This is a genomic window from Caldimonas caldifontis (genome assembly GCF_002930615.1).
GTDB lineage: Bacteria > Pseudomonadota > Gammaproteobacteria > Burkholderiales > Burkholderiaceae_C > Caldimonas > Caldimonas caldifontis.
In genome coordinates this window covers 125093-142273 of record NZ_PSNX01000007.1, presented here as the reverse complement: position 1 = coordinate 142273, position 17181 = coordinate 125093, and the positions used below count along the sequence as shown (strand labels likewise).

General features: G+C 67.3%; 18 protein-coding genes. 5 read left to right on the top strand and 13 right to left on the bottom strand.

The features are described from left to right. Positions 1–8: 8 nt before the first annotated feature. From C1704_RS09300 to scpA, 3 genes are read right to left on the bottom strand one after another with little or no spacing between them, the layout of a single operon-like run. Positions 9–1541 carry an acyl-CoA carboxylase subunit beta gene (locus tag C1704_RS09300; protein ID WP_104302437.1) on the bottom strand — a complete coding sequence of 511 codons (1533 nt, stop codon included), beginning with the start codon at positions 1539–1541 and terminating at the stop codon, positions 9–11. A gap of 20 nt (positions 1542–1561) precedes the next feature. Continuing rightward, entirely contained in the window at positions 1562–2593 is a 1032-nt protein-coding gene (meaB, locus tag C1704_RS09295; protein WP_245876438.1) for a methylmalonyl Co-A mutase-associated GTPase MeaB, read from the bottom strand. A gap of 44 nt (positions 2594–2637) precedes the next feature. Continuing rightward, positions 2638–4797: a methylmalonyl-CoA mutase gene (gene scpA, locus C1704_RS09290; protein WP_104302435.1), complete on the bottom strand. Its 2160-nt coding sequence runs from the start codon at positions 4795–4797 to the stop codon at positions 2638–2640. A 169-nt stretch (positions 4798–4966) separates the two neighbouring features. On the opposite strand from scpA, the gene C1704_RS09285 reads away from it, so the two are divergent. Continuing rightward, positions 4967–5695 (top strand): GntR family transcriptional regulator, encoded by a 729-nt coding sequence (locus tag C1704_RS09285; RefSeq protein ID WP_104302434.1) that lies wholly within the window; start codon positions 4967–4969, stop codon positions 5693–5695. Here C1704_RS09285 and C1704_RS09280 read toward each other — a convergent pair. The 7 genes from C1704_RS09280 to mltG form a co-directional block, all read right to left on the bottom strand. After that, the gene (locus C1704_RS09280) at positions 5638–5859 is read right to left on the bottom strand and encodes a hypothetical protein (protein ID WP_104302433.1); all 222 of its coding nucleotides are present in this window, start codon (positions 5857–5859) and stop codon (positions 5638–5640) included. The genes C1704_RS09285 and C1704_RS09280 overlap by 58 nt on opposite strands. 86 nt (positions 5860–5945) lie before the next feature. After that, positions 5946–6620: an ankyrin repeat domain-containing protein gene (locus tag C1704_RS09275; protein WP_170064662.1), complete on the bottom strand. Its 675-nt coding sequence runs from the start codon at positions 6618–6620 to the stop codon at positions 5946–5948. A 16-nt stretch (positions 6621–6636) separates the two neighbouring features. Further along, complete coding sequence (locus tag C1704_RS09270) at positions 6637–7422, bottom strand: TatD family hydrolase (RefSeq protein WP_104302431.1); 786 nt, start codon at positions 7420–7422, stop codon at positions 6637–6639. Positions 7423–7486: 64 nt separating this feature from the next. Continuing rightward, complete coding sequence (locus C1704_RS09265) at positions 7487–7888, bottom strand: PilZ domain-containing protein (protein ID WP_104302430.1); 402 nt, start codon at positions 7886–7888, stop codon at positions 7487–7489. Further along, positions 7885–8874, bottom strand: a complete 990-nt coding sequence (gene holB, locus C1704_RS09260) for a DNA polymerase III subunit delta' (protein WP_104302429.1) — start codon at positions 8872–8874, stop codon at positions 7885–7887. The genes C1704_RS09265 and holB overlap by 4 nt, the downstream gene beginning before the upstream one ends. Next, on the bottom strand, positions 8871–9494 hold the full coding sequence (gene tmk / locus C1704_RS09255; RefSeq protein WP_245876433.1) for a dTMP kinase: 624 nt from the start codon (positions 9492–9494) through the stop codon (positions 8871–8873). The genes holB and tmk overlap by 4 nt, the downstream gene beginning before the upstream one ends. A gap of 2 nt (positions 9495–9496) precedes the next feature. After that, a complete protein-coding gene (gene mltG / locus C1704_RS09250) occupies positions 9497–10492 on the bottom strand; it encodes an endolytic transglycosylase MltG (protein WP_104302427.1) in 996 nt (331 codons plus the stop codon). Between the two features lie 70 nt (positions 10493–10562). Between mltG and ygfZ the strand changes: the two genes are divergently transcribed. From ygfZ to C1704_RS09235, 3 genes are read left to right on the top strand one after another with little or no spacing between them, the layout of a single operon-like run. Next, positions 10563–11522, top strand: a complete 960-nt coding sequence (ygfZ, locus tag C1704_RS09245) for a CAF17-like 4Fe-4S cluster assembly/insertion protein YgfZ (protein WP_104302426.1) — start codon at positions 10563–10565, stop codon at positions 11520–11522. A gap of 11 nt (positions 11523–11533) precedes the next feature. Beyond that, complete coding sequence (locus C1704_RS09240; RefSeq protein ID WP_245876432.1) at positions 11534–11875, top strand: DUF4936 family protein; 342 nt, start codon at positions 11534–11536, stop codon at positions 11873–11875. Further along, entirely contained in the window at positions 11863–12768 is a 906-nt protein-coding gene (locus C1704_RS09235) for an NRDE family protein (protein ID WP_104302424.1), read from the top strand. Before C1704_RS09240 ends, C1704_RS09235 begins: the two co-directional genes overlap by 13 nt. Positions 12769–12781: 13 nt before the next feature. Here the strand turns inward: C1704_RS09235 and C1704_RS09230 are convergent, their stop codons facing one another. Next, positions 12782–13639: a YbgC/FadM family acyl-CoA thioesterase gene (locus tag C1704_RS09230; protein ID WP_104302423.1), complete on the bottom strand. Its 858-nt coding sequence runs from the start codon at positions 13637–13639 to the stop codon at positions 12782–12784. After that, positions 13626–14552: an alpha/beta hydrolase gene (locus C1704_RS09225; protein WP_104302492.1), complete on the bottom strand. Its 927-nt coding sequence runs from the start codon at positions 14550–14552 to the stop codon at positions 13626–13628. The genes C1704_RS09230 and C1704_RS09225 overlap by 14 nt, the downstream gene beginning before the upstream one ends. A gap of 160 nt (positions 14553–14712) precedes the next feature. Here C1704_RS09225 and C1704_RS09220 point away from each other — a divergent pair, with 160 nt between their 5' ends. Further along, a complete protein-coding gene (locus C1704_RS09220) occupies positions 14713–15849 on the top strand; it encodes an iron-containing alcohol dehydrogenase (RefSeq protein ID WP_104302422.1) in 1137 nt (378 codons plus the stop codon). Between the two features lie 18 nt (positions 15850–15867). On the opposite strand, the gene paeA is transcribed toward C1704_RS09220, so the two are convergent. Continuing rightward, a complete protein-coding gene (gene paeA / locus C1704_RS09215; RefSeq protein ID WP_104302421.1) occupies positions 15868–17163 on the bottom strand; it encodes a polyamine export protein PaeA in 1296 nt (431 codons plus the stop codon). Between the last annotated feature and the right edge of the window lie 18 nt (positions 17164–17181).

Genomic DNA, 17181 nt, shown 5'->3' with positions numbered 1-17181 from the left:
CCGGGCGGTCAGAGGGGGATGTTCCCGTGCTTGCGCCAGGGGTTGTCGAGCTTCTTGTCCTTGAGCATGGCCAGGCTGCGGCAGATGCGCTTGCGGGTTTCGTGGGGCTGGATCACGTCGTCGATGTAGCCCCGAGCCCCGGCCACGAAGGGGTTGGCGAAGCGCGCCTTGTACTCGGCTTCGCGCGCGGCGAGCTTGGCCGGGTCGGACTTGTCTTCGCGGAAGATGATCTCCACCGCCCCCTTGGCGCCCATCACCGCGATCTCGGCGTTCGGCCAGGCGAGGTTCACGTCACCGCGCAGGTGCTTGGAGGCCATCACGTCGTAGGCGCCACCATAGGCCTTGCGGGTGATGATGGTGATCTTGGGCACCGTGGCCTCGGCATAGGCGTAGAGCAGCTTGGCACCGTGCTTGATGATGCCGCCGTACTCCTGGCTGGTACCGGGCATGAAGCCGGGCACGTCGACGAACGTGACCACCGGGATGTTGAAGGCATCGCAGAAGCGCACGAAACGCGCGGCCTTGATGGAGCTCTTGATGTCCAGGCAGCCCGCCAGCACCAGGGGTTGGTTGGCGACAAAGCCCACACTCTGCCCATCCATGCGGCCGAAGCCGATCACGATGTTCTGCGCATAGTCGGGCTGCAACTCGAAGAAGTCGCCATCGTCCACCACCTTCAGGATGGCTTCCTTGATGTCATAGGGTTTGTTGGGGTTCTCGGGCACCAGGGTGTCGAGCGAGTGGTCCAGCCGATGGGCCGGGTCGCCGCTGGGGCGCACGGGCGCCTTCTCGCGGTTGTTCAGCGGGATGTAGTTGAAGAAGCGCCGCAGCATCTGCAGCGCCTCGACATCGTTCTCGAAGGCCAGGTCGGCGACACCACTGCGCGTGGTGTGCGTGGTGGCACCGCCCAGCTGCTCGGCGGTCACTTCCTCGTGCGTGACGGTCTTCACCACCTCGGGGCCCGTCACGAACATGTAGGAGGAGTCCTTGACCATGAAGATGAAGTCGGTCATGGCCGGGCTGTAGACCGCCCCACCCGCGCACGGCCCCATGATCAGGCTGATCTGCGGGACCACGCCCGAGGCCAGCACGTTCTTCTGGAACACGTCGGCGTAGCCGCCCAGCGAGGCCACGCCCTCCTGGATGCGCGCGCCGCCCGAGTCATTCAGGCCGATCACCGGCGCCCCCACCTTCATCGCCTGGTCCATCACCTTGCAGATCTTCTCGGCATGCGCCTCCGACAGCGCGCCGCCAAAGACGGTGAAGTCCTGGCTGAACACGAACACCAGGCGGCCGTTGATGGTGCCGTAGCCGGTGACCACGCCGTCGCCAGGAATCTTGGTGTCGGCCATGCCGAAGTCGGCGCAGCGGTGCTCGACGAACATGTCCCATTCCTCGAAGCTGCCGTCATCCAGCAGCAGCTCCAGGCGCTCGCGGGCCGTCAGCTTGCCCTTGGCATGCTGGGCGTCGATGCGCTTTTGTCCACCACCCAGGCGGGCGGCGGCGCGCTTCTTTTCCAGTTCTTCGAGGATGTGTTGCATGAGGACTCCATCTATGGGGGTCAATGGGATACGGGGGGCTCGGGAGAAAAAAGCGTCAGCAGCTGGCGGGCTGCCGTCGAGGCCGGCAAGGTGCCCGCCTCGACCTCGCGCGTGATACGGCCGAGTTGGGCGGCCACAGCGGGGTGCTGCGTGAAACGGTGGCGCAGCCCCGCGTGCAGGCTGTCCCACATCCAGGCCAGGGCCTGGCGGCGGCGGCGGGCCTGGAGGCGGCCGTTGGCTGTCTGCAGCTCGCGGAAGCTTGAGACGGCCTGCCAGAAGCGGTCGAGCCCCTCGGCCTTCAGCGCGCTGAACTGCAGCACCTGGGGGTGCCACACCTTGTCGTCGTGGTGGGCGTGGTCCGGACTGCCGTGCTGGCTCAGCAGGCGCAGCGATGAGGTGATCTGCGCCTGGGCCCGCGTGGCCGCAGCGGGGTCGATGTCGGCCTTGTTGATCACCACCAGATCGGCCAGCTCCATCACACCTTTCTTGATGGCCTGCAGGTCGTCACCGGCGTTGGGCAGTTGCAGCAGCACGTAGAGGTCGGTCATGCCGGCCACGGCGGTTTCGCTCTGGCCCACGCCCACGGTTTCGACGATCACGATGTCGTAGCCCGCTGCCTCGCACACCAGCATGGCTTCGCGCGTCTTTTCGGCCACGCCGCCCAGGGTGCCGCTGGACGGGCTGGGCCGGATGTAGGCCTGCGGGTGCACCGACAGCTGCTCCATGCGCGTCTTGTCGCCCAGGATGGAGCCGCCGGACACGCTGGACGAAGGGTCCACTGCCAGCACCGCCACGCGGTGCCCTTGAGCGATCAGGAACAGGCCCAGGGCCTCGATGAAGGTGCTCTTGCCCACGCCCGGCACCCCGGAGACGCCGAGCCGGAAGCTGCGCCCGCTGTGCGGCAGCAGATGCGTGAGCAGGGCATCGGCGCGCTGGCGGTGGTCGCTGCGGGTGGATTCGAGCAGCGTGATGGTCTTGGCGATCGCCCGACGCTGTGCGGCGCCGGGCTCCCCCAGCACCTGCTGCAGCAAGGCTTCATCGGCCGCGGGCAAAGCGGGCTGAAGCGGCTCGGACGGGCCACGCTGGTTCACAGCGCTCAGGCCCGCTTCAGTTGGGCGCGGATGTGCTCGAGCACGTCCTTGGCCGAGGCTGGAATCGGCGTTCCCGGGCCATAGATGCCCTTCACGCCCGCCTCGTAGAGGAACTCGTAATCCTGGCGCGGCACCACACCGCCCACGAAGACGATGATGTCGTCCGCGCCCTGCGCGCGCAGCGCCTCGATGATGGCCGGCACCAGCGTTTTGTGCCCGGCGGCCAGCGTGGAGATGCCCACCGCGTGCACGTCATTCTCGATGGCCTGTCGGGCGCATTCCTCCGGGGTCTGGAAGAGCGGTCCCATGTCCACGTCGAAGCCCAGGTCGGCGTAGGCCGTGGCCACCACCTTGGCGCCGCGGTCGTGGCCGTCCTGGCCCAGCTTGGCGATCATCACACGCGGGCGGCGGCCGGCCTCTTGGGCAAAAGCGGCAATCTCGGTCTTCAGTTGTTCCCAGCCTTCGGCCGAGTCGTAGGCAGCGGCATACACCCCAGTCACCTTCTGTGTGTCGGCGCGGTGGCGCCCCCAGACCTTCTCCAGCGCATCGCTGACCTCGCCCACCGTGGCCCGCACGCGCATCGCCTGAATGGACAGATCCAGCAGGTTGCCCTGGCCCGTTTCAGCGCAGCGCGTCAATGCCTCCAGCGCCGCCTGCACCGCCTGCGCATCGCGCGTGGCGCGGATGCGCTGCAGCCGTTCGATCTGCTGCTGGCGCACCTTGACGTTGTCCACTTCGAGGATGTCGACCGGGTCCTCCTTGGCCAGCTTGTACTTGTTGACACCAACGATCACGTCCTTGCCCGAATCGATGCGCGCCTGTTTCTCGGCCGCGCTGGCCTCGATCTTGAGCTTGGCCCAGCCGGAATCCACAGCCTTGGTCATTCCACCCATGGCTTCGACCTCCTCGATGATGGACCAGGCCTTGTCGGCCATCTCCTGCGTGAGCTTTTCCATCATGTAGGAGCCCGCCCAGGGGTCGATCACATTGCAGATGTGGGTCTCTTCCTGAATGATGAGCTGGGTGTTGCGCGCGATGCGGGCTGAGAACTCGGTGGGCAGCGCAATGGCTTCGTCGAAACTGTTCGTGTGCAGGCTCTGTGTGCCGCCGAACACCGCAGCCAGGGCCTCGATGGTGGTGCGCACGATGTTGTTGTAGGGGTCCTGCTCGGTGAGCGACCAGCCCGAGGTCTGGCAATGGGTGCGCAGCATCAGGCTCTTGGGGTTCTTGGCACCGAAGCCCGTCATGATGCGATGCCACAGCAAACGGGCGGCCCGCATCTTGGCGATCTCGAGATAGAAGTTCATCCCGATCGCCCAGAAGAAGCTCAGCCGCCCGGCGAACTCGTCCACATCCAGGCCTTTGGCCAGCGCGGTCTTCACGTACTCCTTGCCGTCGGCCAGCGTGAAGGCCAGTTCCAGCGCCTGGTTGGCACCGGCCTCCTGCATGTGGTAGCCCGAGATGCTGATCGAGTTGAACTTCGGCATCTTCCTAGCCGTGTACTCGATGATGTCGCCAATCACCCGCATGCTCGGCTCGGGCGGGTAAATGTAGGTGTTGCGGACCATGAACTCCTTGAGGATGTCGTTCTGGATGGTCCCGCTGAGATGGTCCTGCGCCACGCCCTGCTCTTCGGCCGCGATCACGTAGCCCGCCAGCACCGGCAGCACGGCCCCGTTCATGGTCATGGACACGCTCACCTTGTCCAGCGGAATCCCGTCGAACAGGATCTTCATGTCCTCGACCGAGTCGATGGCCACCCCCGCCTTGCCCACGTCGCCGGTCACACGCGGATGGTCGCTGTCGTAGCCGCGATGCGTGGCCAGGTCAAAAGCGACCGACACCCCCTGCCCGCCCGCGGCGAGGGCCTTCCGGTAAAAGGCGTTGGACTCCTCGGCCGTGGAGAAGCCGGCGTACTGGCGGATCGTCCAGGGGCGCGAGGCGTACATCGTGGCCTGGGGCCCGCGCACAAAGGGGGGAAACCCCGGCAGCGTGTTGGTGTGCGGCAGGCCAGCCAGGTCTTCGGCGGTGTAGAGCGGCTTGACCGTGAGCCCCTCGGGCGTCACCCAGTTCAGCGCATCGAGCTGACCACCCGGTGCGGCCTTGGCAGCAGCCTTCTTCCAGGCGTCGATGTCGGCGGGCGGGTAAGCGTTTGGTTCAGCCATGGGGGACTCTCATGTCGAGGTGTCAGCGGGGCGGCACGGCCCGCACGGTGCAGCATAAGCCGGCGCCGCGCGGCGATCCATGTCTGGAATGGATCGCCGCTTGCGTTTGCATCATAATTCAAAATTGAATTATAGACACAAAGCCATCGTTTAGGCGACACTACGCATCATGAACGCGCCCCCTTCCCTGCAGGATCGCCCGCTCTACGAACAAGTGGCTGAGCTCCTGCGCGAGCGCATCCTGGCCCACACCCTGCCTCCCGGGAGTTGGATCGACGAACAGGCACTGGTGCGGGATTACGGCATCAGCCGGACCCCGTTGCGCGAAGCCTTGAAGGTGCTTGCCTCTGAGGGTCTGGTGACGATACGGCCACGGCGCGGCGCCTATGTGACCGAGGTCTCCGAGCGGGACACGCGCGAGGTCTATCACCTGCTGATGCTGCTGGAAAGCGATGCCGCCGCGGAGGTGGCGGTCAAGGCTTCACCTCAGGAAATGGCCGAACTGGAAGCCTTGCATGCGCGCCTGGAGGCAGCCGCCCAGGACCGAGAAGCCTTTTTCGCCCTGAACGAAGCCTTCCACATGCGCCTGCTGGAACTGGCGGACAACCGCTGGCGCGTGCAGATCGTGGCCGATCTGCGCAAGGTGATGAAACTCAATCGGCACAACTCGCTGCTCAGCGAAGGCCGACTGGCGCAGTCGCTGCAGGAGCACCGCGAGGTGCTGGCCGCCTTGCGCCGGCGTGATGCAGACGCAGCCCGGGCGCTGACCCAGGCGCATTTCCGCCAGGGGCTGCAAGCGGCCCGGGCGGTGGGCACCCGCGCAGCGGGCACTGCGGCGGCTCAGACGGCGCCGGAGTCGTCCTCGACTGCCGGTTCGCCGTCGATCGCATCGTCGTAGGCAGCCAGGTCCTGGCTCACGCGGCCCAGCAGCGGCTTGTCCAGCGGGCGGCAGACGCGGCTGTGCAGGCGCTTGAGGCGATCCGACCGTTCCATGGCGTCGATGACGGACTGCGGATCCATCATCAGGGCGAAGGGATGGGCGGCGGTGTGCAGGCTGGCCATGGTGCGGCTCCTTGTGCGTTGAACCATGGGTGCACTGTAGGCAGGCCACGGTCATGTCGACAGTGGACGCCTGGCCAAAGCGTTTGTCAGCGTGATTCCGACACGCTGTCGGGCCTTGCTGCTCGCATGGACGCCAGACGCTCGATTTCCGTGGCCAAGTTCACACGCTCCACCGACCGGGCGAAGTCGGCGGCCGTCAGACCGTCGCGATTGCGCAACCCCGGGTGGGCGCCGGCCTTCAGCAGGATCCAGGCCCCCGCCTCGCTGCCGTGGCGCGCCGCCATCATCAGGGGGGTGTTGCCGTTGGGCGCAAGGGCGTCCAGCGGTGCTCCGTGTCCGATCAGCATGTCCACCAGCCGGGGCTCGCTGCCCGAGGCGGCGTAGTGCAAGGGTGTCCAGCCCGGGCGGTTCAGCTGCGCGCCGCGCACCAGCAACTCGCGGCTGAGCGCCACCTGTCCGCGCAGGGCCGCCAGCATCAGTGGGGTTTCGCCGGCGGCGTTGGGCTCGTCGAACCGAAACTCCGGGTGCCTCACCAGCGCCAGCGCAGCCGCATAGGCCTCGTAGTGGAAGGCCAGACTCAGGGGGCTTCGGCCTTCGGGATCGACGGTGTTCGGATCGAACCCGCGGGCGAAGAGGCTCTCCAGCGCCCTGGGATTGTCGCTTCGAATGGCGCGGAAGAAGTCGTTGTACGAACTCGCCTGAGCAAGAGAAATACAAAATACAACAATGAGATAGAATGATTTTCTAATGTAATTTCTCATTGTTCCGGGTCTCCGTTCAGCCCGACGTCGGCATCTTGAACAGCTGCTCCGCATTGCGCGTGGTGGCCTGGGCCACCTCCTCGATGCTGCAGCCCTTCAGGCGAGCGAGTTCGGCCGCCACATGGGGCACATAGGAGGGGTTGTTGAGTTTTCCGCGGTGAGGCACAGGCGCCAGGTAAGGGCTGTCGGTCTCGATCAGGCATCGCTCCAGCGGCACCTCTGCCGCCACGGCCTTCAACTCGGTGGCGTTCTTGAACGTCAGGATGCCCGAGAAGGAGATGTAGAAGCCTCGCGCCAGCGCGGCCCGGGCCACTTCGCGGCTCTCCGTGAAGCAATGGAAGACACCACCGACGGCCTCGCCCCCCTCTTCGTCGATCAACCTCAGGGTGTCTTCAGAAGCAGCGCGTGTGTGGATCACGAGCGGCTTGCCCGTTGCCCGGGCGGCCCGGATGTGCACGCGGAAGCGTTCGCGCTGCCACTCCATGTCAGCGACGCTGCGCTCACCCAGGCGGTAGTAGTCAAGACCCGTCTCGCCAATGGCCAGCACCTTGGGCTGTGCCGCCAGGGCCACGAGGTCGTCCACGGTGGGCTCGCGCACGCCTTCGTTGTCGGGGTGCACGCCGGCGGTGGCCCAGAAGTTGGCGTGTTCACGGGCCAGCGCATGCACGTCCTCGAACTCTTCCAGCGTGGTGCAGATGCACAGGGCCCGGTCGACCTGGGCCTCGGCCATGGCGGTGCGAATGGCCGGCAACTGCTCACGCAGCTCCGGGAAACTCAGATGGCAATGGGAATCGATGAACATCGCGAGGCGCAGCGCGGCAGGAACTCAAACCGCAAGTGTGCCGCAGGCGCCCGGCCTGTGTGCCCTAGAGGGTCTGCGTGGGCTTGGCCGACTGGATGGAGGTGCCGAGCACTTCTTCGATCTTGACCTTGAGCAGCCGCGACTTCTCGTCATTGGGGAACCGCACTCCGACACCCTGGGTGCGCCCGCCCGATGCATTGGCGGGGGTGATCCAGGCGACCTTGCCGGCCACCGGGTAGCGCTGGGGATCGTCGGGCAGGGACAGCAGCAGGTAGATGTCTTCGCCCAGCTTGTACTCGCGCGTCGTGGGCACGAAGAGCCCGCCGTCGGCAAAGACCGAGATGTAAGCCGCGTACAGCGCCCCCTTCTCCCGGAACACCAGCTGGATCACGCTGGGCCGCGCGGCCGTACCGCCCACGGCAGCGGGGTTCAGGATGTTGGGTGGGCGGCTGTTGACGTCACTCATTCGGCGGAGTGTAAGGCGCGGCTCGCGCCACTCACAAGGGATTCGGCGGTCAGGGCCGCCTGCCAGGGATGCTCGGCGTGACGTGCGACACGCTGCAGATCCAGGCGCCAGGCCAGCAATGGCGCGAGCTGCGGGCGCAGGCCCTTCCATGCGGCCCGCGGAAAATAGCGTGGCGCGCCACCCACAGCCAGACGCAGACCGTCCTCACAGCACTTGCCGAGTGCATCCACCACCCGGGACACCGACCACCCAGCGACGGCCCCCGCCTGCCCTTCCGCGAGAGCCGCAGGGAGCGCCTGCCAGGCCTTGGCGGTCAGGCCTTGACGATGCAGTTGCAGCGCCGCGAGCGGCGCCCCCCCCGCGGCATCAAGCAGCACCTCGGCGTCATCGATCCCCTGGCTTTCCAGCCAGGCGAGGCTTTCGGCGCGGGCCGGGGTCGGCAACTGCACCAGCTGGCAACGGCTTCGAATGGTCGGAAGCAGCTGGTCTAGCGCACCGGTGCACAGCACGAAACGCGCAAGCCCCGGGGGCTCCTCCAGGGTCTTGAGCAGGGTGTTGGCCGACACGGCGTTCATGCGCTCGGCAGGATGGATCAGCACGACCTTGGCCCGGGCCCGCGACGAGGTCTGCTGTGCAAACTCGACGGCCGCACGCAAGGCCTCGACCTTCACGTCCTTGCTCGGTTTGGCCTTGCCGGACTTTCCACCGCCCTCGGCCGTTTCGCCCCACCCCAGTTCCTCGGCAAGGGCTTCAGGCACCAGCACCTGGAGGTCGGGGTGGGTGTGCGCCGCGACAAGGGCGCAACTGGCACAGTGGCCACAGGCACGTCCATCAGAGGCTGGCGATTCGCACAGCCAGGACCTTGCCAGGGCCAGGCCCAGCTCGAACTGGCCGGCGTTGGCCGGCCCGGCCAACAGCAAGGCATGCCCGCGCTGGGCGGCCAGGGTCTGGCGCCACAGCGTGTCCAGCCACGGGAGCAGGCTCACAAGCCACGCGCGGCCAAAGCCGCCTCGACCTGCCGCCAGACGTCTTCGCGCGGCCCTTCCGCCCGGATCACGGCAAAGCGTTCCGGGTGGGCTTGCGCGCGCGCGCGGTAGCCATCGGCCACCTGCTCGAAGAAGCGTTGCGGTTGCTGCTCGAAACGGTCCGGCACGCGCGCACCGGCCAGCCTCTGCGCGGCCACGGCGGCCGGAAGATCAAACCACAGCGTCAGGTCGGGCTGCCGGCCCTGTTGCACCCAGGCCTCCAGCTGGGCCAGCACCGCAGTGTCGAACCCGCGTCCCGCCCCCTGGTAGGCAAAGGTGGCATCGGTGAAGCGGTCGCAGACCACCATGGCACCCCGTGCGAGTGCCGGTTCGATCACCTCACGCAGGTGATCACGGCGCGCCGCAAAAATCAGCAAGGCTTCGGTGAGCGCATCCATCGGACGGTGCAGCACCAGCTCGCGCAGAGACTCGGCCAAGGGCGTGCCGCCGGGCTCGCGGGTGTGCACCACCTCATGCCCCTGATCGCGCAGCCGTTCCACCAGGGCCGTCACGTGCGTCGTCTTGCCTGCGCCATCGATGCCCTCGATGGTGATGAAACGGCAGGTCGGTCCCGGGGCCATGGTCATTTGCCGCCGCGCTGGTAGCGGTTCACCGCCCGGTTGTGGTCGGCGAGGTTCTCGCTGAACACGCTGGTTCCATCACCGCGCGCCACGAAATACAGGGCCCTGGTGGTCTCGGGGTTCACTGCCGCCAGCAAGGAGCGCTTGCCCGGCATCGCGATCGGCGTGGGGGGCAGGCCGGCACGCGTGTAGGTGTTGTAAGGCGTGTCGGTTTCCAGGTCGCGCCGACGCAGGTTGCCGTCGAAGGCCTCGCCCAGGCCGTAGATCACCGTCGGGTCGGTCTGCAATCGCATGCCGATGCGCAGCCGGTTGGCAAAGACGCCGGCCACCAAGCCCCGATCGGATTCCAGCCCGGTTTCCTTCTCCACGATCGAAGCCAGGATCAGGGCCTCGTCTGGGCTGCGCAAGGGTACGCCTGCAGCGCGTTGTTCCCATGCAGTGGCCAGGCGTCGGTCCATTGCATGAAGCGCGCGGCGCAAGACGGCCAGGTCACTGCTGCCCTTGCTGTAGGCATAGGTGTCGGGGAAGAAACGGCCCTCAGGATGCACGCCAGGCCGTCCCAGCGCTTCCATGATCTGGTCATCGCTCATGGCTGCGGTGTCGGGCCGCAGCCCCTGGGCCTTGGCCAGCTCGGCACGGAACTGGCGAAAGGTCCAGCCTTCGATCAGCCGCACCGTCACCAAGGTCTCGTCGCCCAGCACCATCTTTTCGAGCAGATCCCGAGGGGTGGTGCCCGCGGTGATTTCATAGTTGCCCGCCCGGATGCGCCGGGCCTCACCCGACCAGCGGAACCATTCATAGAGCCAGCGCGGCGAGGTCTGAACCCCCGCGGCGATCCAGGCCTCGGCGATCGTGCGAGGCGTCATGCCCGGCTCCACCGACAGCTCCACGGCCGGGGCTGCCAGTCGCAGTGGCTGATGCAGCCACCACGCCACGGCGCCGGCCGCCCCCAGGGCAGCGAGCAGGCCAAGCAGGAACAGGCGTCGCAGGAATTTCATCGTCACAAGGCCCCGCAGGGCAAACCCCCGCACGGCGGGGCGGACTTGGGGCGCTGATGATAATAGACGCATGAGCAGCCTCGCCCCCGACACCTCTCTCCCGGCCCTTGCGTCGACCCTGCAAGGCGCTGCTTCCCTGCCCCACCTCGGTGTGATCGCCGTCGTGGGGGAAGATGCCGCCAGCTTCCTGCATGGCCAGCTCACCCAGGACATCAGCGGCCTGCCACTGGGCGAAGCCCGGCTGGCCGGCTACTGTTCGCCCAAAGGGCGGTTGCTGGCGAGCTTCCTGGTCTGGCGTGAGTCGCCGGACCGTTTGCTGCTGCTGTGCAGTGCCGACCTGCTGGCCGCGACCCTGAAGCGCCTGTCCATGTTCGTGCTGCGCGCCAAGGCGCGGCTGAGCGACGCCAGCGCCGAACTGGCCGTGATGGGTCTGGTGGGCGCCGCCGGCCTGCCTGCTGAAGCACCGCGCCGTGCCGGGGCCTGCACCAGCCACGAGGGTGGCACGCTGATCCGCCTGGACGACGTGGGTGGCCAGCCGCGTCACCTGTGGGTCGGCGCCGCCACCCAGGCAGCGTGCGTGGCGAGCCGGTGGCCCGCCCTCGACCTGGCCGGCTGGTTGTGGCTGGAAGTGCAAAGCGGCGTGCCGCGCATCGTGGCTGCCACGGCCGACCAGTTCGTGCCCCAGATGGTGAACCTGGAGAGCGTGGGCGGCGTCAACTTCAAGAAGGGCTGCTACCCCGGCCAGGAGGTGGTGGCTCGCAGCCAGTTCCGGGGTACGCTCAAGCGACGGGCCTTCGTGGTGCATGGTCCTGCTGAGCTGGTTGCCGGGCAGGAGCTCTTCCACAGCGAGGATGCGGTGCAACCCTGCGGCATGGTGGTGCTGGCGGCCCCGGATCCACGGGGCGGCTGGGCGGGAGTGGCAGAACTCAAGCTGTCGGCCACCGAGAGCGGTACCGTTCACGCCGGCACCGCCGATGGCCCCGTGCTGCAATGGGCACCGCCGCCCTACCCCCTGCTGACAGACATCTGAACGCCTGCGCCGTGACATCTGCCACGCCCGGCTCCTCGGCTGACCCAGCCGGCACGGGGGGCGCGCGCACCCTTTTCATCTACTATCGGGTGGCTTCGAGCCAGGCCGCCGCCGCGCGCCCGGCCGTCGAAGCGTTGCAGGATCGCCTGCGCGAGGCACTGCCGGGGCTGCAGACCCAGCTGTTGCGGCGCCCCGAAGAGAAGGACGGGCAGCAGACCTGGATGGAGATCTACAGCCACCCTCAGGGCGTGAGTCCGCAGGCCCAGGACCGTATCGAAGCCGCGGCGCGCGAACTCCAGGCCCTGTGCCCGGGGCCTCGCCATGTGGAGGTGTTTGTTGCATGTGCCTCGTAGGCCTGGCCATCGACGCGAGCCGTCGTTTCCCCTTTGTGGTGGCCGCCAACCGTGACGAGTACTTCGACCGGCCGGCGTCCCGACTGGGCTGGTGGAATCCGGGCCACGGTGGGCCGGAGATCCTGGCCGGGCGGGATCTCAAGGCCGGCGGCACCTGGATGGGGCTCACGGCCGAGGGGCGCTTTGCCCTCGTCACCAATGTACGCAACCCCCAGGACATGGATCCGACGGCCCCTTCGCGGGGAGAGATCGTGCCCCTGTGGTTGCGCGGCGACCTGTCGATGGATCGGTTCTGGATGCAGGTGGGCCTGTCAGGCTATAACGGGTTCAACCTGATCGCTGCCGATCTGGCCGAAGGTGACTGCTTCTGGGGCTCGAACCGCGCGCGTTTTCCGCAGCGCCTCGAAAAGGGGGTGTACGGCCTGTCCAACGCTCTGCTGGACACCCCTTGGCCCAAGGTGGAGCGGCTCAAGCAACGCTTGCGCGCCGCAGTCCGTGAGAGCGATGCCACAGAAGTGCTGGCTGACGCCCTGTTTGCAGCACTGGCCGACCGCACCGTGGTGCCCGACGAGTTCCTGCCCAGCACCGGCGTGCCACTGGACTGGGAGCGCTGGCTGTCGCCGGCCTTCATCAGAACGCCCGACGCCCGATACGGCACGCGCACCTCGACCGTGCTGATCACCGAGCGTGTCGGGCGGCGCCTCGTCACCCACGTGATCGAGCGCAGCTTCAGCAACGCACGTGGCCCGGGCGTGGCGTTGCTCAGGCGCTCGACGCTCAAGGCCTGGCCGCCCAGGGGGCGCGCTCGGTCGGCGGCTTCCACGCCCTCCCCGCAGGTCAGCGGTCGCGCCAGCGGCCACACCACGGGCCAGCAGGCGCTGGAAGCCGGCTGAAGCATGGCGGGCCCTACAGGGCCTTCACCATTTCCACGTGGGGGATGCCCACCTCGTCGAATTCGGGTCCACGCGGCGTGAAGCCCGAACGCGCATAGAAGGCCGAGGCCGACGTCTGCGCATGCAGCACCGCCTCTCGGTAACCCCGCTCCCGCGCCGCCTGCATCAGTCCGTCAAGTACCGCCCGCCCCACACCGCTGCCGCGCATGGTGCGCAGCGCGGCCATGCGGCCGATCTTGGCCACACCGGGCACATGCTCCAGCAGGCGGCCCGTGGCCAGAGGCATGCCAAAGCGGTTGTAGGCCACGGCGTGCAGGCTGATCGCATCGGCCTCGTCCCATTCCATCTCGGCCGGGATGCGCTGCTCATCCACGAAGACCGTCTGGCGGATGGCGTGGGCGTCGCGGCCCAGTTCATCCCAGCTCCCCACCTTCACCTGCACCATCGGCAGGCCCTCCTCGTAGGCCAGCAGCACCTCGCGCAGCGGCTGGGGCACGGGCACCGACGTCTGCGTCTGCGGATCGGCATGGACATAGACCAGCTCGCCGCTGATGAGGTGCTCATCCTGCCGGAAGATGGCCAACGTGAAGAGGATGGAGGAGTTGCCCACCCGGGTGCAGCGGATGCCGACCTCCAGCAGGTCGTCGTAGCGGGCCGAGGCGTGGTATTCCACCGTGGCCTTCTTCACATAGAGATCGCCACCGAACTGCTCCACCGCCTCCGGGTACGGCAGGGCGAGCGCCCGCCAGTAGTCGGCGATGGCGGTGTCGAAATACATCAGGTAGTGCCCGTTGAAGACGATCTTCTGGGCATCGATCTCCGCCCACCGCACCCGCAAGCGATGGAGGAAGCGGAAGTCACTGCGTTTCATGGTCGGTCCCGAATGCGGCGCGCAGCCGTGCAGCGATGGCAGCGTGGGCCTGTCCGGCCTCGGGCAGGGCACGCCCCATCTTGATGAAATCATGTGTCACGCCCCGATAGACCTCCAGGTCCACCGGCACGTGGGACATGCGCAGCCGGTCGGCATAGGCCACGCCTTCGTCCACCAGCGGGTCCGCCTCGGCCAGCCCCACCCAGGCCGGCGCCACACCTTCGAGGTCATCCGCCAGCAGGGGGGCAAAGCGCCAGTCGCTGCGGTCCGCATGGTCAATGTAGTGATTGAAGAACCAGTCGATGGCCGGCTGCTCCAGGATGTAGCCATGCGCAAAGCGGCGGTGTGAGTCGGTGTCCTGATACGCCGTGGTCCCTGGGGTGATGAGCACCTGCAAGGCCAGGTCGAGGCCGGCATCGCGCGCCAGCAGCGCGCACACAGCCGCAAGCGTTCCGCCGGCACTGTCACCACCCACGGCCAGGCGCTGGCCGTCCAGCCCCCAGGCCGGTGCCTGGTGTCGCAGGTCCTGCAGCGCGGCCCAGGCGTCATCCACGGCTGTGGGGAAGCGGTGTTCGGGCGCAAGCCGGTACTCGACGGAAACCACCGCGGCCCCGCTGAGCTTCGCCATCTGGCGGCACAGGCTGTCATGGGTCTCGATGCCGCCGATGGTGAAGCCGCCGCCGTGAAGATAGAGCATCACCGGCAGGGCTTCGTTGGACGGCGCGTACAGGCGCGCCGGCAGCCGGGCGCCGCCCTGGCCGGCGAGGTGGCGATCTTCCACCCGGGCCAGCGGGGCACGTGGCAGGTCGAGGATCTCGGCCGCCGCCCGATAAGCCTCGCGGGCCTGGGCCACGTCAAGCTGGTGGAAGGGGGTGAAACTGGCCCGACGGATGCGATCGATCACGTCGCGCATGCGCGGGGTGAGCAGGTGGGGCTCTGCAGGTGGGGTCACGGGATCGATGGCAGATGACGCACAGGTGTCATGGTGCACCCGGATGGCTCCGGGACAATCCGGCAAGGATACTGATTCTTTTCCCAGTTCGCTGCGTCGGGGACGGCGTGGCCCTCGAACCATGGCCCTGATCAATTACGTCACCCAGATCCAGTTCGATTTTGGCGCGGTGCGCCTGTTGCCCGGTGAATGCGAGCGCATCGGCATCCGCCGTCCGCTGGTGGTCACCGACGCCGGCGTGAAGGCGGCCGGCGTGCTGCAACGGGCCCTGGACGCCTTGAAGGACGTTCCCGTCGCGGTGTTCGACCAGACCCCGTCCAACCCCACCGAGGCCGCCGTGCGTGCCGCGCAGGCCCTCTACCAGGCCCAGGGCTGCGACGGCCTGATCGCCGTCGGCGGCGGCTCCAGCATCGACCTGGCCAAGGGCGTGGCCATCGCCGCCACACACGACGGCCCGCTCAAGCACTACGCCACCATCGAGGGTGGCAGCCCGCGCATCACGGAGCGCACCGCGCCGTTGATCGCCGTGCCCACCACTGCCGGCACCGGCAGCGAGGTGGCGCGTGGCGCCATCGTCATCGTCGAAGATGGCCGCAAGCTGGGCTTTCATTCCTGGCATCTGGTGCCCCGCGCGGCGATCTGCGACCCCGAGCTGACCCTGGGCCTGCCGCCCATACTCACGGCCGCCACGGGCATGGACGCCATCGCTCATTGCATGGAGACCTTCATGGCACCGGCCTTCAATCCACCGGCCGACGGGATTGCGCTGGACGGGCTGACGCGGGGCTGGGCTCACATCGAACGGGCCACGCGTGATGGCAGCGACCGCGAGGCGCGGCGACAGATGATGAGTGCCTCGATGCAAGGCGCGCTGGCCTTCCAGAAGGGCCTGGGTTGCGTGCATTCGCTCAGCCACAGCCTGGGCGGCGTCAACCCGAAGCTGCACCATGGCACGCTCAACGCCGTCTTCCTGCCGGCCGTGGTCAACTTCAACGCCCGGGCCGAGTCGGTGCGCAACGAGGCGCGGCTGGAGCGCATGGCCCACGCCATGGGTCTGCGTTCACCGGGTGATATTGCCGAGGCCATCCGCGACATGAATGCTCGCCTGGGCCTGCCCAGCGGGCTGGCGGCGATGGGTGTCACCCAGGAACTGCATGACCGCGTGATTCGCGGGGCCCTGGCCGATCATTGCCACAAGACCAACCCGCGCGAAGCCAGTGCGCAGGACTACCAAGCCATGCTCGATGCCTCGATGTGAGACTCCCGTACCGGCCGATCACACCACTCGCGTGATCATCACCTGGTCGATGCGATAGCTGTCAACGTCCATCACCTCGAAGCGCCAGCCGCCCCAGGTGACCGCGTCGGTGCGCTTGGGAATGCGTCGCAGCATGACCATCAGGAAGCCGGCCAGCGTGTCGTACTGGCCCTGGTGGGGCAACTCGTCGATATCGAGCGCACGCAGCAGGTCGGGGATGGGGGTGACCCCGTCAGCCAACCAGGAACCATCTTCCCGCCGCACGATCTGCTCCTCGTCATGGTGCCCGACGAGGCTGCCCATGACCGTGCTCATCACGTCGTTGAGCGTGATCACTCCCACCACCAGACTGTATTCGTTCACGATGACTGCGAAGTCCTCGTGAGCCTGCCGGAACTGCGCCAGCATCTCCGACAAGGTGATCCGATCGGGCACGATCAGCACCTTCTTCAACAGACTCTGCCCGGCTTCCCCGCGCAGCGAAATGGGCTCGTTGCCCAGCACCTTCAGAAAAAGGTCGGTTGCGTCCACATACCCGACCACCTGATCGATGTGGCCGTCGCACACGAGGTAGGTGGAGTGCGGCTGATCGGCCACCCGGGTGCGGATGAGTGCGTCGTCGTCGTCCAGCAGGAAATAGACAATGCGCTCGCGCGTCGTCATCGCGCTTTCCACGGTACGGGTGTCGAGTTCGAAGACGTTCTCGATCACCTGCTGCTCGGGCGCGGCCAGCAGACCTGCCGCAGCCCCGGCGGCCGTCATTGCCAGCAGATCGTCATGGGTGATGCGATTGTCACGGGCGGCTGGCAATCCGAACAAGCGGATCAGCCCACTGGCCAGTGAGTCGAACACCCAGACCAGCGGCTTGAGCAATCGCACGCACCAGCGCATCGGCCCCACCACACGCATCGCTGCCAGTTCGGGTTCGCTCATGCCCAGACGCTTCGGAAAAAGGTCGGCAAAGACCACGAACAGGCCGGTGACCACCAGGAAGGACAGCGCGAACCCCACCGTGGAGGCCGTGGCCGGGTCCACCACCCAGGACAGGGCCGCCGCAATGTAGGGCGTGAGCGCCCCCTCCCCCACGATCCCGCCCAGAATGGCCACGGCGTTGAGGCCAATCTGCACCACGGTGAAATAGCTGCCCGGGTGGTCCTGCACGGCCATGACCTGGGCGGCGCGGGCATCCCCCTCGTCGGCCATCTGGCTCAGGCGCAGCCGCCGGGAGGCGGCCAGGGAAATCTCGGCGATGGAGAAGAAGGCGCTGACGCCAATCAGCAGCGCGATGACGATCAGGCTCGCGGTCAGGCCCATCGAGTGTCCTCACGTTTC

Excerpts from the sequence above, each read along its gene's own strand:
- C1704_RS09300 (WP_104302437.1), bottom strand. The coding sequence starts at position 1,541 with ATGCAACACATCCTCGAAGAACTGGAAAAGAAGCGCGCCGCCGCCCGC.
- scpA (WP_104302435.1), bottom strand. The coding sequence starts at position 4,797 with ATGGCTGAACCAAACGCTTACCCGCCCGCCGACATCGACGCCTGGAAG.
- C1704_RS09285 (WP_104302434.1), top strand. The coding sequence starts at position 4,967 with ATGAACGCGCCCCCTTCCCTGCAGGATCGCCCGCTCTACGAACAAGTG.
- C1704_RS09280 (WP_104302433.1), bottom strand. The coding sequence starts at position 5,859 with ATGGCCAGCCTGCACACCGCCGCCCATCCCTTCGCCCTGATGATGGAT.
- C1704_RS09275 (WP_170064662.1), bottom strand. The coding sequence starts at position 6,620 with ATGAGAAATTACATTAGAAAATCATTCTATCTCATTGTTGTATTTTGT.
- C1704_RS09270 (WP_104302431.1), bottom strand. The coding sequence starts at position 7,422 with ATGTTCATCGATTCCCATTGCCATCTGAGTTTCCCGGAGCTGCGTGAG.
- C1704_RS09265 (WP_104302430.1), bottom strand. The coding sequence starts at position 7,888 with ATGAGTGACGTCAACAGCCGCCCACCCAACATCCTGAACCCCGCTGCC.
- tmk (WP_245876433.1), bottom strand. The coding sequence starts at position 9,494 with ATGGCCCCGGGACCGACCTGCCGTTTCATCACCATCGAGGGCATCGAT.
- mltG (WP_104302427.1), bottom strand. The coding sequence starts at position 10,492 with ATGAAATTCCTGCGACGCCTGTTCCTGCTTGGCCTGCTCGCTGCCCTG.
- ygfZ (WP_104302426.1), top strand. The coding sequence starts at position 10,563 with ATGAGCAGCCTCGCCCCCGACACCTCTCTCCCGGCCCTTGCGTCGACC.
- C1704_RS09235 (WP_104302424.1), top strand. The coding sequence starts at position 11,863 with ATGTGCCTCGTAGGCCTGGCCATCGACGCGAGCCGTCGTTTCCCCTTT.
- C1704_RS09230 (WP_104302423.1), bottom strand. The coding sequence starts at position 13,639 with ATGAAACGCAGTGACTTCCGCTTCCTCCATCGCTTGCGGGTGCGGTGG.
- C1704_RS09225 (WP_104302492.1), bottom strand. The coding sequence starts at position 14,552 with ATGCGCGACGTGATCGATCGCATCCGTCGGGCCAGTTTCACCCCCTTC.
- C1704_RS09220 (WP_104302422.1), top strand. The coding sequence starts at position 14,713 with ATGGCCCTGATCAATTACGTCACCCAGATCCAGTTCGATTTTGGCGCG.
- paeA (WP_104302421.1), bottom strand. The coding sequence starts at position 17,163 with ATGGGCCTGACCGCGAGCCTGATCGTCATCGCGCTGCTGATTGGCGTC.